This is a genomic window from Tenacibaculum sp., assembly GCF_050290165.1.
GTDB lineage: Bacteria > Bacteroidota > Bacteroidia > Flavobacteriales > Flavobacteriaceae > Polaribacter.
Map to the genome: position 1 here is coordinate 449,615 of NZ_JBNKHD010000002.1, position 13,272 is coordinate 462,886.

The following is a 13,272-nucleotide window of genomic DNA, read 5'->3' on the forward strand; positions in this document are numbered from 1 at the left end:
CTCGAAGAAATGATCTTCGAGTTTTTATATGATAAATTTCACAATTATTTAAAACGTAACTTTTGAATCATTTCTGGAGAAAGAGAGTCTGCATAAACTCCATAAGCATCTACCAAAACTCCTTTAGTACCTTTTACCATCTCTATAGCATATACCACTGAATTATCATCTGCACTACTCATTCCTTCAAAACGGTATACCTCAACAACTTCAAAAACTTCAGGTGGGTAAACTTCTTTTGTACGCCTACACTCAATACCATTTTCTGTCAGATTAAAATCAAGGGTGTATCCTCTTTTATCTAGATCGTCTATGGCTTCTGAAAGTGTGTCATAAATGTGCATAATTTCTATCTTTAGCTTTTTCATTAAAGATACAACTTTTAAGTCAAAACCTCAATCTTAGATATAAAAACGGAGTAAAAAACCAAAAACTATTGTCTTACTTTATCTAGTAAAGCACTTAGCGTATTTGCTTCTTCTTCCGTTAAGTTATTTATAAAGTCAAACTGTAAAGTATCGTCTATTGTATTTAATAATATCAATCCTTTTTGGGCTATACTTATAAAAACTACCCTTCTATCATCTTTACAACGAACACGTTCTATCAACTCCTTCTCACACAATTTATCCATTAAACGTGTGGCATTGGGTGCTCGTTCAACCATTCTATCCTTAATTGTTTGAACTTTTATTGGTTTTTTAGCACCTCTTAAAATTCGAAGTATATTATACTGTTGTGGAGATATTCCGTAAGGCTTAAAAAAATCATTTTCCTTACTTGTAATCCAATTAGCTGTATACTTGATGTTAATAAATGCTTTAACTTTATTATTTGGAAATTTTGAGTTGATCGCTTTTGAAATATCTTCCATACCAATTACCCTCTTAATTTTATGTCTTGCATTAATTTGTTAAATGTATCTGATGTTGGTGTTAAATACACTTCATCATCAATAAACAACGTAGGGTACTTCACCTCTCCCTCGTACAATTTTTTACTGTGCTCTCTTGCTTCTTCATCTACTGAAACATCTTTATATTCAAAAGGTACTTCAGCTGATTTTAAAAAGTTTTTATATGCTACCGTATGTGCATGTCCTTTCCTCCCGTATAAAACTATCTTCATTTTACTCCCCTTTTAACTACAAAAATACGAAACCTCTATTTACTTCCCAAGGAAAATAAGTTCCTAGAAAGCTAAACTAATACATCTTTATAACTCGAAGTCCTATCGAATACCGCTTTAGCAAACGGACATAGCGGAAGTATTTTTACTCCATTTTTTCTAGCAAAATCAACCGAAGCTTCCACCAATTTATATCCAACTCGTTTCCCTCTTAAAAGATCTCCTACTTCTGTATGATCAATAATTATTTTATTTTCTCCTGCCCAAGTATAGGTCATTAAAGCTTCCCTTTTCCCATCAACTTCAACATAAAACACTCCTTTTTTACCATTATCTTCTTGTTGTACTTGCATGATTATCCTTTAAATTCAACTTCTACATGAGTTCCGTCACAGTAAGGTTTGTTTTGTGAAGCTCCACACCTACAAAATGCAGTTGTTTTACTCTTCTTTTCTTTTCTACCATCAGAAGTTGTTACATGTAGGGTTCCATAAATTAATAAAGGACCATTCTCTAGAGCTTCAACCTTTGTTTCTGTGTGTGCAGCCGCTTGATTACCTGCTTCTTTTGAGAGATAAGACAATGCTCCTGAAGGGCATTCTTCAACCTGTTTTTTTATTCTTTCAGTAGTTGCTCCGCTCATATTAATCCATGGTTTATTTTGAGGATTGAATACTTGTATTAATCCTTTCCAGCACTTTTTTGAATGAATACACTTGTGAGGTTGCCAAACCACCGTAATATCATCATTACTGTATTTCTTTGTGATTTCTTTATCGCCTGACATAACTTTTGTTTTATAGTGAAACTGCATTTTCGAAAGCTTCTACTGCTTTTTGATGAGCTTCTTTAAGTTCTTCATTAACAAGGCTTCCGCCTTTAAAGTTATCATAAAATTTTGGTAAAGAAAAATCAGATATTAAATTTGCTCCCATATGTGGGAAACCGTTTTTAGCAATTGCCATAGAAGATGCTCCTCCTCTACCCCCTGGAGAGGCAGAAAGCAATAACATTGGTTTATTACTCCATAATTTTTGCTCGATACGTGACATCCAATCTACTATATTTTTAAAAGCTGCAGTAAAGTTCCCATTATGTTCTGCCAGTGATAAAACAATACCGTCAGATTCTTGAATTTCTTTTAAAAATTTCTTTGCATTTTCTGGAATACCTTTTTCTGTTTCTTCATCAATTCCATAAATAGGCAATGGATAATCGTTTAAATCTAATATGGCAACTTCTACATTGTTTAATAATCCTGAAGTATAAATCGCTAATTCTTTATTGATTGATCTTTTACTATTACTACCTGCAAAGGCAATTATTTTTTTCATTTAAGATGTTATTTTTGAATCAATCTCTGTTGCTTCTTTCACCATTTTAGCTACCGGACATTTAGCTGCTATTTCTAACAATTTAGCTCGCTGTTCTTCTGTAACTTCCTTTTCGAAAGAGATTTCTTCTATTAATGATTTTTTTATTCCATTTGGAGTTAACTCTTGTTTCTGAGTTACATTTACTGCAATTTTTCCTAAGTTCCAACCCTTACGCTCAGCATACATTCGTAAGGTGATAGACACACAACCTCCTATTGCTGTTAATAAATATTCTACTGGTGTGGGACCGTTATCGTCTCCTCCTTTATCAAGAGGTTCATCAATTACAGCAAAATGATTTCTCATTTTAGCTTCTGCTAAGTAATTACGGTTTGTTAACTCTACTTTTGAAGATGGATTATTGCTCATTATATTTTTTTCTTATAAATATAAGAAAGTATCAATAAAACCATTGCTATTACTGCACCTACTTGTTCTCCGTCACTTATCATAACATGCGCAAAAAATGCTAGTATAAAAGCAAAGAAAAAGCCTGCATATGCCCATTCGTTTAAAAATTTACCTCTAAGAAACCAAAGTGCTACTAAACCTAAAATCTTAGCCATCGCATACGGATAAATAATATAAGTCGGATACCCAAATGCCGTAAACATACCTGCTATTGCTTCATGATTAAATAAGTACATTCCTGCCGACATTAACATCATTAGCGTTAACAATCCTGTTGATACATAAAAAATAATTTTGTCTCGTTTCATCTGTTTTTAATTATAATTCTGGCACAAAGATATAAAAAACAATCAAATATATTCCAAGGAATATATTATCAAGGGATATAAATTATTTTGTAGACATATTATTTAATTTTATAGATTTGCATAAGCACTTATATAAATACTTAATCATAAAAGAAAAAATGGACGCTTTACAAGGTATAGGAGAAATAGGAATGGGCTCAAGATTAAAAAGAGTAAGTGAATATATGATGAGGGAAACACAAATTGTATACGACACCTTTCATATAGATTTTGACCCTTACCTATTCCCTACTTTTAAAATCATTAAAAATAAAGACGGTGTTACCAATACCGAAATCAATGCTAGTTTGAGGACGACACAACCTGCCACTACTCAAGCTATAAACAAACTGATAAAAAAAGGTTTAATTGAATTAAAAGAAGATAAAGATGATAAACGAAAGAAGATTATATATCTCTCTGAAAAAGGAAAAAAGCTAGTTCAAAAAATAACCCCCATTTGGAATAGCATTGAGGAAACTATTAAAGAATACACCTGTGCCAATTCAAACTCTTTAATTGAACACTTGAACATTCTAGAAGAAAAGTTTCAAAAGAAATCATTTAGCACAGCAATTATAGAACATATAAAAATGAATCCAGAACAACAACAATCAGTTGAAATTATTGATTATAAAAATGAGTATGCTTCTCATTTTTACGATTTAAATATTGAATGGTTACAAACCTTTTTTTACGTTGAACCTTATGATAAGGAGGTACTAAGTAATCCTGACAAATATATTATTAACAAAGGAGGTCGTATTTTCTTTGCTAAAATGAATGATGAAATTGTAGGTACTGTAGCCTTAATGCCAATGGGAGAATCAAACGAATCAAACACTTATGAATTGACAAAAATGGCTGTTTCCCCTAGTCATAGAGGTCATAAAATTGGTCAACACCTTATGCAGCATTGTATTAATTATGCACGAGAACATAATTTTGATAAACTTATTTTATACTCAAACACTAAACTAGAAAACGCTATCTATATTTATAGAAAGTATGGTTTTATAGAAATTCCGGTTGAAGAAAACTGTCCGTACATCAGATGTAATATAAAGATGGAACTAAAATCCTTATAATACTAAAGCCATGGACAAAACTAAAATACTTAACCTACACAAAGAATCGCTTAAGTTAGATAACTATTTTTCTCCTAGAATAGTTTCAGAGGTTAACGATCAATATGTAAAAATAGCGAAGATTAAAGGAGAAAACATTCCTTGGCATAATCATGAAAACGAAGATGAGTTATTTTATATTATTGATGGGAATCTTTTAATGGAAATTGAAAACCAACCTAGTTTTATAATGAATACTGGAGATCTATTTGTTGTCCCAAAAGGTGTAAATCATAGAGTTAGCGCTACTGAAGATTGTTTAATTATGTTGATTGAAACTAAATCAACAAAACACACGGGAGATGTAATAGCCTCCATCACTAAGTCTATTGATAATCAAAAGTATTAAAGTATCAATATAAAAACATACCTTAATATTCATTAAAATTATAATAATTTTAAAAAAGGTAGTTGTTTTAAACAACTACCCTTCCTTTAAAAAATATTACTTATTCCAATAAACCGAAGCTTGTCCGTATTGAAAATGAATTGGCACATGCGAAGGGTCTGTTTGGAACATATATAATTCATGAGGTGGTTTTTCAAATAACATAATAATATCTGAACCTCCAAATCTAAATTTACCAAACTCTTGACCTTTTACTACGGTTTGTCCTTCTAACTCAGTATACATATCTACACCAGAAACTTGACACATTCCTATTGGTAAAATAGCTACTTTTCCTACTTCAGGTCCTGCATCCATAATTACTAATCCTCTAGCTTGTGAAAACTCATATCCATTTTCACCACCATCAGGAGCATCAAATTGTCCATCGGATGCTGTTTCAACATTCAAATACACTTTTCCTTGCACTGGAAGAATCTCTAAAATTTTTCCACTCACTGGTGTATGAAAACGATGATAATCAAAAGGACTTAAAAAATAATGAATAAATGTACCGCCGTAAAAATTTTCTCCATACTTACTATATTCTAACAACTCATCTACACTACCAATAGTATGTGTTCCTTTCAACGTAATTTTATCTACATTCCCTTTTTTATCAATTGGATAATATGCTTTAAAAGTACAATCCGCAGGAGAAACAATAATAGTATTATCATCTGGAGCCGCTATAGGACGTAAAGGAGAAATTCCCGTTTTAGGATCAGCTTGATTAAATTCTCTATAAAAAAATTGATTGAACGTTTTCCAACTGCTTTCATTTTTTGAATACAAAGGAAAATTATAAACACTTTCTCCTTGAGCATTTTTATCATCTTTAAACGATTGTAGCGTTTCCTTTGTTAAAGAAGCTTCAGTATCTAAGAAAGTTCCCCAAGCATTTGCAAAACTTACTAACCAATCAGCAAACTCAGGATAACTCTGCATCGTATTTCCTTCTGAATCTGCTTGATCTATCAACCAATAGGATTGACAAAGTAAATCGTACACTTTTTGATTGTATCCATTTTTAGTTCCATCACTTGTCCAAGCATTAGGATATTCTGGATCTCTACTTTCATTTGGAATCATTTGTACATAAAGATCTAAATAATCATAATATGCAGCTACGGTTTCTGGCCATCCTTTTCCTTTAAATTCTTTATCAATTGCTTTGTAAAGATCTTTATTTAAAGGTGGTATAGTTTTATCAGGACTTCCATTTTTTGATAATTCAACCGCTTTTTTTAACGAATCTCCAAGACTTTTTGCCATTGCTGGATTACCATCTAAAATACTTTTCAGTTGTTCAACAACTGCTTTATGGGTTTCAATAGTTGTTGTTTCCATAATTAGTTTAGTTATTAAATAATTCCTACTCTTTTTATTAGAGGTTTTTCGGATACCACCCATACAAATAAAAATTGATTATAGCTCTTTAACTATGTTATCAGATTACTCTAATTTGAAAAATTAATTCATTAATCTCAGAAAAAAAGCCATAAGCATTTGATTTTTAAACACAAGAGCAATAATTCAAGTAATAAAAAGTAGGTCAACTGTATCCTATAGTAGTATTAAAAACAATACAGATAGTAGTTGAAGTTAATTAGTTCTATTAAAAAACTCCACTTCTACAAGTGGAGTTCAACTTCAAAATAAAATTTACAATATGTAAATTCATAAGTAAAATTCCCGCTATGCAACAAACAATTGAAACAAACCAAACATAAACGGGAAATTTACAAACTAATAATATTAAATCACCTCAGCTACTTCTTCTACAATCTCATTATTTTTTGAAGAAGCTTCAAATTGATTGGATGTATTTTTAGATCCTCCTGCTTTTAAAGCATTCTCTCCAGCAAAAAATGTTTTGTGATCATCTCCTAAATCAGAACCAGCCATTCGTTGGTGTTTTACACACGAAACTCCTTTTCTAATTTCCTGTCGCTGCACTCCTTTTACATACGCCAACATTCCTTCTTCTCCAAAATATCCTTCTGTTAAGTCATTCATATGCAACGCTGTTGTATGATATGTTGGTAAGGTAATTAAGTGGTGAAAAATGCCTGCTTCTCTTGCTCCATCAAGCTGGAAAGTACGGATTTTATCATCTGCTCGTTGGCAAAGTTCAGAACCGTCATAGGCAGCATCCATTAAGTTATCTCTATTATACATAGACACATCGTATCCTTGTATAACCATTTCATCATATACCTGATTACGGAAGTTCAATGTCCAATTAAACGATGGTGAATTATTGTATACTAACTTTGCATTAGGAACTACCGCTCTTACTCTATTTACCATATGAGCGATTTGTCCCACATGAGGTGTTGGAGTTTCAATCCATAATAAATCAGCTCCATTTTGCAGACTGGTAATACAATCTAGCACTACTCTATCAATATTAGTTCCATCTCTAAACTTATACAGTCCATTAGCCAAACGCACAGGACGTACTAATTTCCCATCACGTTTCAACAACACATCATCTTCTTTAGCCTTATCAATCGTGATTTCTTCTGCCTCTACAAATGCTAAATACTGTGATGCTAAATCACCTGATTCTTGGCTCACAGGCAATTTCTGAGTTAAACCAGCTCCTTCTGAATCTGTTCTTGCGACAATAATTCCATCTTCTACTCCCAATTCTAAAAAGGCATATCGAATCGCGTTTAACTTCGCTATAAAATCCTCATGAGGTACGGTTACTTTACCATCTTGATGCCCACATTGTTTAGCATCTGATACTTGGTTTTCTATCTGAATAGCACAAGCCCCTGCTTGAATCATTTTTTTAGCCAGTAAATAAGTCGCTTCTTCATTTCCAAAACCAGCATCAATATCTGCTATGATAGGTACAATGTGCGTCTCAAAATTATCTATTTGATCTTGTACATCTTCTCCATTTTCTAACCTTCTAAACAAATCATTCAATTCAACCGCATCTGCTTGACGTAAAAAATCATAAATTTCTTCTATTAAAGCTGGAACTGCTGTTTTTTCATGCATCGATTGGTCTGGTAACGGTCCAAATTCTGAACGCAACGCTGCAACCATCCAACCTGAAAGGTATAAGTATCTTTTACTTGTTGTTTTGTGATGTTTTTTAACAGCAATCATTTTTTGCTGTGCTACAAACCCATGCCAGCATCCCAATGATTGCGTATAATTGGTAGCATCAGCATCATAATCTGCCATATCTTTTCGCATAATTACAGCAGTATATCTAGCAATATCCAAACCTGTTTTAAAACGATTTTGTGCTACCATTCTAGCAGCGTTTCCAGGAGCTATTGCTCCCCAAGTAGATCCGAACTTTTTCTTTAATTCTTGTACAGTTTGTAAAGCAGAACTATAATTAGCGTGTGCTAAATTTTTCATAATTTTGTAATTGATAAGGTTATTAATTTTTATTGATAGCTCGCCCTTTTAAATGTTGCCGCATTTTTAAGGGCTTTTTATTGATAATCGAGATTTAAATATTTCGAGTTCAGTCTTTAATTTAAAATGTTTTTCTCTACAAATATCTTCTAGGATTACACCTAGATGACTTCTAAAAATATTGATAAGCTGATAGGGTTAAAAACTCTTCAAATTCAGATGATAACACCAAGTTATCAAACAATTGTATTGCTTCTTCAAACTTTCCGTTCTCGTATCTATCTACTCCTAAAAGATTTTTAATTTTTTGAATTTCTTCTTTCTTAAACTGATTATACATACCTGTGGTAAATGTGCGTCCATCTTCTAACAATTCATTTTTTTGCAACCACAACCATACTTGCGTTCTAGAAATTTCGGCGGTTGCTGCATCTTCCATTAAATTATACAATGCTGCTGCTCCTTGTCCCATCAACCATGACTCTATGTATAAAATACCCACATTGATATTTTCTCTAATTCCCTCTTCTGTTATAGTTCCAGTAGGTTGTTGCACCAAAGCCTCTTCTTTTATATGAATATCTTCTCTTAGTTTATCTATCTGATTTGGGGTTTTCATATGTGTATTGAACATCTCCATCGCCAATGATACCAATCCTGGATGTGCTACCCAAGTTCCATCGTGTCCATTCAACACTTCTCTTTCTTTTCCTTTTCTCACCTTATCAAAAGCCAACTTATTTGCTATCTCATCATCTTTTACAGGAATCTGAGCTGCCATCCCCCCTATTGCATGCACTTTACGTTTATGACACGTTTGTATAACACGCAAGGAATATGCCTCCATAAATGGCGTTTCCATAGTAATCTGTGCTCTATTTGGCACAAAAAAGTTAGTATGGTTTCTAAACTTCTTGATGTATGAAAAAATATAATCCCAACGTCCGCAGTTTAAACCTGCCATGTGATTCCTTAACTCATAAATAATTTCATCTAACTGAAAACTTGCTGTAATCGTTTCAATCAATACAGTAACTTTGATTGTTTTCTGAGGTATCTTTAAATAATCTTGTGCAAACACAAAAACATCATTCCACCAACGAGCTTCTTTGTAATGCTCTAATTTTGGCAAATAAAAATAAGTAGCACTTCCTTGTGCAAATAAGTTTTTAATATTATGAAAAAAGTACAAACCAAAATCTACTAATGAACCCGACATTTCCACACCGTCAATCAACAAATGTTTTTCGTTCAAATGCAATCCTCTTGGACGTACTAATAAAGTAGCTACCTTCTCATTTAACTGATACGTTTTATCTTTTGATGCATTGTAAAATGAAATTGTTTTGTTAACCGCATCTCTCAAATTTACTTGTCCATCCAATATATTCTGAATCGTAGGCGCATTACTATCTTCAAAATCTGCCATAAACATTTTTGCTCCTGAATTCAATGCATTGATTACCATTTTTCGTTCAACAGGTCCCGTAATTTCTACTCTTCTGTCTAATAAATCACTAGGTAATTCTGCACAAACCCAATCACTTTCTCTTATTTCTTTTGTTTCTTGAGGAAAAGAAGGAAGATTGCCTGCATCAAAATAAGCTTGTTCTATTTCTCTTTCTTCTAATAATTGAAGCCTTTGATTGTTGAATTTTTCATGTAGCTGTATCAAAAATGTTTTGGCCTCTTCTGTCAAAACACTTTTATACTTAATTACATCAAAACCGATACATTGAATTTCTTTAACTAAAACATCTTGATTCATACTATTTTATTTTTTTGATTGACATTTCAATATTAAAAAAAAGAACTCAAACAAAAAAGCGAACGTTCGCTAAAAATATAAAATTTACTTATTTTTATTAATTCGCTAATTTTTATACCTTTGAATTACGAATCTTTTAATAAAACATCTTGGAAGAAGAATACATTAGACTTGTTTTTGGTTTAAAACTAAAACAAATACGCACCGATAAAAACCTATCACTCTTTGGATTAGCCAAATTAACTGGTTTATCTAAATCGTATTTAAACGAAATTGAAAAAGGTAAAAAGTATCCAAAAACTGATAAAATTGTCATCCTTTCTGAGAAGCTAGAAGTACCTTATGACCATTTAGTATCCTTAAAACTTGATAAAAATTTAGCTCCTATTGGTGAAATTTTACAATCGAAAATTTTAAAAGAAATCCCTTTAGACTTATTTGGTATTCAAGAAAATAACTTAATTGATATTATTGCCAATGCTCCAGCTAAAGTAAATGCGTTTATCAGTACTATTATTAAAATAGCTCAAAATTACAACCTAACAAGAGAAAGCTTTTTTTTGGCTGCTTTACGTTCTTATCAAGAAGCACATAATAATTATTTTGAAGATATAGAGAGTAAAGTAATCGAATTTGCGAAAGCCTACCATATAAAGTTAGACGAACCAATCAATTCAAAAGATTTGGAAGATATTTTAGTGGAAGAATATGGTTACACTATTAATACTGAAGAATTATCTCAACATCAAAAGCTATCTGAACTAAGAAACATTTTTATTCCAAAAACAAAGACTCTTTTATTATATAACGATATAAATGAAGCTCAAAAAACATTCATTTATGCAAAAGAACTAGCATATAACTACCTTGAAATTGAAAATCGCCTGTATACTTTTCCTTGGATAAAATTTGAAAGCTTCGATCAGGTACTGAACAACTTTATAGCCTCTTATTTTGCAGGTGCATTGATTATCCCTAAAGATGATTTAGTTAAAAAGTTAACACAGCTGTTTTCTTTACAGACTTGGCAACCATTACAGCTACATAAAATTATCAGAAGTTATAATTGTTCAGACGAAACTTTCTATCAGCGATTAACCAACATTTTACCCAAACATTTCAACATTAAAAATTTGTTCTTTTTGCGTTTCACACATAAAGAGAACTCGCCTTTATTCAGACTTTCAAAAGAATTACATATAACACAACAGCAATCTCCGCATGCAAATCGTAACAACGAACATTATTGTAGAAGGTGGATTGCAATAAAAACAATCCAAGATTTAGAAGCTTCAAAAGAAAAGAAATCTGCTTACGGAATTCAAATATCGTCATATGAAAATTCAGACAATGAATATTTGGTATTATCTGCTGCTACAGCAGATCCTTTTAAAGAAAACATCAACCGAAGTGTTAGTATAGGTATGTTGCTTTCTCCTCACTTAAAACGAAAACTAGAGTTTTTTAACGAAGATACTTTTACTAAAAAAACAGTAGGTGTTACGTGCGAAACTTGTGCTGTTCAAAACTGCAAGGAACGAGTAGCAGAGCCTTATGTTCTACTAAAACAATCAAGAAACAACGAAATAGAAAAAATCGTAGAAAACATCATTCAATCACATACTTAAACACCTTGTTTTATACATTGATTTTCTTATTTTAGCACTCGCAAACAAATAACTTACCATGGATCTTAACTTCAATAAAAACGAAGACCACAATAAACTTTTAGCATCAGATTTACGTCAACGCCTAGCCAAAGTAAAATTAGGAGGCGGACAAAAACGCATCGAAAAACACCACGAAAAAGGAAAAATGACTGCTCGTGAGCGTATTGACTATTTACTAGACAAAAAATCAAAGTCTATTGAAATAGCTGCTTTCGCAGGTGAAGATATGTACAAAGAACATGGCGGATGTCCTTCTGGAGGTGTGGTTGTTAAAATGGGATATGTAAGTGGTAAGCAATGTATTGTTGTTGCTAACGATGCAACAGTAAAAGCTGGTGCTTGGTTTCCTATCACTGGTAAAAAGAATTTAAGAGCTCAAGAAATAGCAATTGAAAATAAACTACCTATTATTTACTTGGTTGATTCTGCTGGAGTATACTTACCTATGCAAGATGAGATTTTTCCTGACAAAGAACACTTTGGAAGAATTTTTAGAAACAATGCTGTAATGAGCAGTATGGGAATTACCCAAATCGCTGCAGTTATGGGAAGCTGTGTTGCAGGTGGAGCTTACTTGCCAATTATGAGCGACGAAGCGTTGATAGTAGATAAAACAGGTAGTATTTTCTTAGCGGGTAGTTATTTAGTAAAAGCTGCTATTGGAGAAAACATTGATAATGAAACTTTAGGTGGAGCTACTACACACTGCGAAGTATCCGGAGTTACCGATTATAAAGCTAAAGATGATAAAGATGCTTTGGACACCATTAAAAACTTAATGGATAAAATTGGAGATTACGACAAAGCAGGTTTCAACCGCAAAGAAGCATTTCCTCCAAAAGAAAATGAAGATGATATTTTCGGTATTTTACCAAAAGCTCGTAACGAGCAATACGATATGATGGAAATCATCAACCGTTTGGTAGACAATTCTGAATTTGAAGAATACAAAGCTGGCTATGGGCAAACTATCATTACGGGATATGCTCGTATTGATGGATGGGCAGTAGGTATCGTTGCTAACCAACGTAAAATTGTAAAATCAAAAGGAGCAAAAACCAAACCTAGCGAAATGCAATTTGGAGGAGTGATTTATAACGACTCTGCAGATAAAGCTACACGATTCATTGCTAACTGTAACCAAAAGAAAATTCCATTGGTATTCTTACAAGATGTTACCGGATTTATGGTTGGTAGTAAATCAGAACATAGCGGTATTATTAAAGATGGTGCTAAAATGGTAAATGCAGTGAGTAACTCTGTAGTTCCTAAATTTACAGTGATTATAGGTAACTCATACGGAGCAGGAAACTACGCAATGTGCGGTAAGGCCTATGATCCTCGTTTAATTGTTGCATGGCCTAGTGCAGAATTAGCAGTAATGAGTGGTGCTTCAGCTGCTAAAGTATTACTACAAATAGAAACAGCTGCCTTAAAAAGTAAAGGAGAAGAAATTACTCCTGAAAAAGAAGCTGAATTATTCGACAAAATAAAATCGAGATACGACAATCAAATATCTCCTTATTATGCCGCTGCAAGAATTTGGACTGATGCAGTTATCAACCCATTAGACACTAGGACTTGGATTTCTATGGGAATAGATGCTGCGAACCACGCCCCTATCGAAAAACAATTTAATTTAGGGGTTTTGCAAGTGTAAAACGTAA

Annotated in this window: 15 protein-coding genes; 4 read left to right on the plus strand and 11 right to left on the minus strand. The window is 32.6% G+C overall.

Annotated elements, in window-relative coordinates; translation table 11 throughout:
• Positions 1-44: 44 nt before the first annotated feature.
• From ACQY6M_RS04165 to ACQY6M_RS04200, 8 genes are all read right to left on the minus strand, one after another.
• On the minus strand, positions 45-368 hold the full coding sequence (locus tag ACQY6M_RS04165; protein ID WP_428740544.1) for a phosphoribosylpyrophosphate synthetase: 324 nt from the start codon (positions 366-368) through the stop codon (positions 45-47).
• 65 nt (positions 369-433) lie between these two features.
• Positions 434-874, minus strand: coding sequence for a MarR family winged helix-turn-helix transcriptional regulator (locus ACQY6M_RS04170; protein ID WP_428740545.1), 441 nt, complete (start codon positions 872-874; stop codon positions 434-436).
• Between the two features lie 5 nt (positions 875-879).
• Entirely contained in the window at positions 880-1,128 is a 249-nt protein-coding gene (locus ACQY6M_RS04175) for a glutaredoxin family protein (protein WP_428740546.1), read from the minus strand.
• Positions 1,129-1,199: 71 nt separating this feature from the next.
• Positions 1,200-1,481 carry a GNAT family N-acetyltransferase gene (locus ACQY6M_RS04180; RefSeq protein WP_428740547.1) on the minus strand — a complete coding sequence of 94 codons (282 nt, stop codon included), beginning with the start codon at positions 1,479-1,481 and terminating at the stop codon, positions 1,200-1,202.
• A gap of 2 nt (positions 1,482-1,483) precedes the next feature.
• Entirely contained in the window at positions 1,484-1,915 is a 432-nt protein-coding gene (locus tag ACQY6M_RS04185; RefSeq protein ID WP_428740548.1) for a (4Fe-4S)-binding protein, read from the minus strand.
• A gap of 10 nt (positions 1,916-1,925) precedes the next feature.
• Positions 1,926-2,462 (minus strand): NADPH-dependent FMN reductase, encoded by a 537-nt coding sequence (locus ACQY6M_RS04190; protein WP_428740549.1) that lies wholly within the window; start codon positions 2,460-2,462, stop codon positions 1,926-1,928.
• Positions 2,463-2,873, minus strand: coding sequence for an OsmC family protein (locus ACQY6M_RS04195; protein WP_428740550.1), 411 nt, complete (start codon positions 2,871-2,873; stop codon positions 2,463-2,465). It abuts the gene before it with no gap.
• On the minus strand, positions 2,873-3,223 hold the full coding sequence (locus ACQY6M_RS04200; protein ID WP_428740551.1) for a DoxX family protein: 351 nt from the start codon (positions 3,221-3,223) through the stop codon (positions 2,873-2,875). Before ACQY6M_RS04200 ends, ACQY6M_RS04195 begins: the two co-directional genes overlap by 1 nt.
• A 158-nt stretch (positions 3,224-3,381) precedes the next feature.
• Here ACQY6M_RS04200 and ACQY6M_RS04205 point away from each other — a divergent pair, with 158 nt between their 5' ends.
• Both ACQY6M_RS04205 and ACQY6M_RS04210 read left to right on the plus strand, forming a co-directional pair.
• Complete coding sequence (locus ACQY6M_RS04205) at positions 3,382-4,350, plus strand: bifunctional helix-turn-helix transcriptional regulator/GNAT family N-acetyltransferase (protein ID WP_428740552.1); 969 nt, start codon at positions 3,382-3,384, stop codon at positions 4,348-4,350.
• A gap of 10 nt (positions 4,351-4,360) precedes the next feature.
• A complete protein-coding gene (locus ACQY6M_RS04210; RefSeq protein ID WP_428740553.1) occupies positions 4,361-4,738 on the plus strand; it encodes a cupin domain-containing protein in 378 nt (125 codons plus the stop codon).
• 96 nt (positions 4,739-4,834) lie between these two features.
• Here ACQY6M_RS04210 and ACQY6M_RS04215 read toward each other — a convergent pair whose 3' ends face one another.
• The 3 genes from ACQY6M_RS04215 to aceB form a co-directional block, all read right to left on the minus strand.
• On the minus strand, positions 4,835-6,127 hold the full coding sequence (locus ACQY6M_RS04215) for a phosphatidylserine decarboxylase (RefSeq protein WP_428740554.1): 1,293 nt from the start codon (positions 6,125-6,127) through the stop codon (positions 4,835-4,837).
• A gap of 408 nt (positions 6,128-6,535) precedes the next feature.
• Positions 6,536-8,167, minus strand: coding sequence for an isocitrate lyase (locus tag ACQY6M_RS04220; protein WP_428740555.1), 1,632 nt, complete (start codon positions 8,165-8,167; stop codon positions 6,536-6,538).
• A 172-nt stretch (positions 8,168-8,339) separates the two neighbouring features.
• Positions 8,340-9,935, minus strand: a complete 1,596-nt coding sequence (aceB, locus tag ACQY6M_RS04225; protein ID WP_428740556.1) for a malate synthase A — start codon at positions 9,933-9,935, stop codon at positions 8,340-8,342.
• 149 nt (positions 9,936-10,084) lie between these two features.
• Between aceB and ACQY6M_RS04230 the strand changes: the two genes are divergently transcribed.
• Positions 10,085-11,563 (plus strand): helix-turn-helix domain-containing protein, encoded by a 1,479-nt coding sequence (locus tag ACQY6M_RS04230; protein WP_428740557.1) that lies wholly within the window; start codon positions 10,085-10,087, stop codon positions 11,561-11,563.
• 58 nt (positions 11,564-11,621) lie between these two features.
• A complete protein-coding gene (locus tag ACQY6M_RS04235) occupies positions 11,622-13,265 on the plus strand; it encodes an acyl-CoA carboxylase subunit beta (RefSeq protein ID WP_428740558.1) in 1,644 nt (547 codons plus the stop codon).
• Positions 13,266-13,272: the final 7 nt, after the last annotated feature.

Bases quoted from the DNA above. Each gene is read 5' to 3' on its own strand.
- ACQY6M_RS04200 (WP_428740551.1), bottom strand. From the start codon at position 3,223: ATGAAACGAGACAAAATTATTTTTTATGTATCAACAGGATTGTTAACG.
- aceB (WP_428740556.1), bottom strand. From the start codon at position 9,935: ATGAATCAAGATGTTTTAGTTAAAGAAATTCAATGTATCGGTTTTGAT.
- ACQY6M_RS04205 (WP_428740552.1), top strand. From the start codon at position 3,382: ATGGACGCTTTACAAGGTATAGGAGAAATAGGAATGGGCTCAAGATTA.
- ACQY6M_RS04195 (WP_428740550.1), bottom strand. From the start codon at position 2,873: ATGAGCAATAATCCATCTTCAAAAGTAGAGTTAACAAACCGTAATTAC.
- ACQY6M_RS04165 (WP_428740544.1), bottom strand. From the start codon at position 368: ATGAAAAAGCTAAAGATAGAAATTATGCACATTTATGACACACTTTCA.
- ACQY6M_RS04185 (WP_428740548.1), bottom strand. From the start codon at position 1,915: ATGTCAGGCGATAAAGAAATCACAAAGAAATACAGTAATGATGATATT.
- ACQY6M_RS04175 (WP_428740546.1), bottom strand. From the start codon at position 1,128: ATGAAGATAGTTTTATACGGGAGGAAAGGACATGCACATACGGTAGCA.
- ACQY6M_RS04235 (WP_428740558.1), top strand. From the start codon at position 11,622: ATGGATCTTAACTTCAATAAAAACGAAGACCACAATAAACTTTTAGCA.
- ACQY6M_RS04170 (WP_428740545.1), bottom strand. From the start codon at position 874: ATGGAAGATATTTCAAAAGCGATCAACTCAAAATTTCCAAATAATAAA.
- ACQY6M_RS04210 (WP_428740553.1), top strand. From the start codon at position 4,361: ATGGACAAAACTAAAATACTTAACCTACACAAAGAATCGCTTAAGTTA.
- ACQY6M_RS04180 (WP_428740547.1), bottom strand. From the start codon at position 1,481: ATGCAAGTACAACAAGAAGATAATGGTAAAAAAGGAGTGTTTTATGTT.
- ACQY6M_RS04215 (WP_428740554.1), bottom strand. From the start codon at position 6,127: ATGGAAACAACAACTATTGAAACCCATAAAGCAGTTGTTGAACAACTG.
- ACQY6M_RS04220 (WP_428740555.1), bottom strand. From the start codon at position 8,167: ATGAAAAATTTAGCACACGCTAATTATAGTTCTGCTTTACAAACTGTA.
- ACQY6M_RS04190 (WP_428740549.1), bottom strand. From the start codon at position 2,462: ATGAAAAAAATAATTGCCTTTGCAGGTAGTAATAGTAAAAGATCAATC.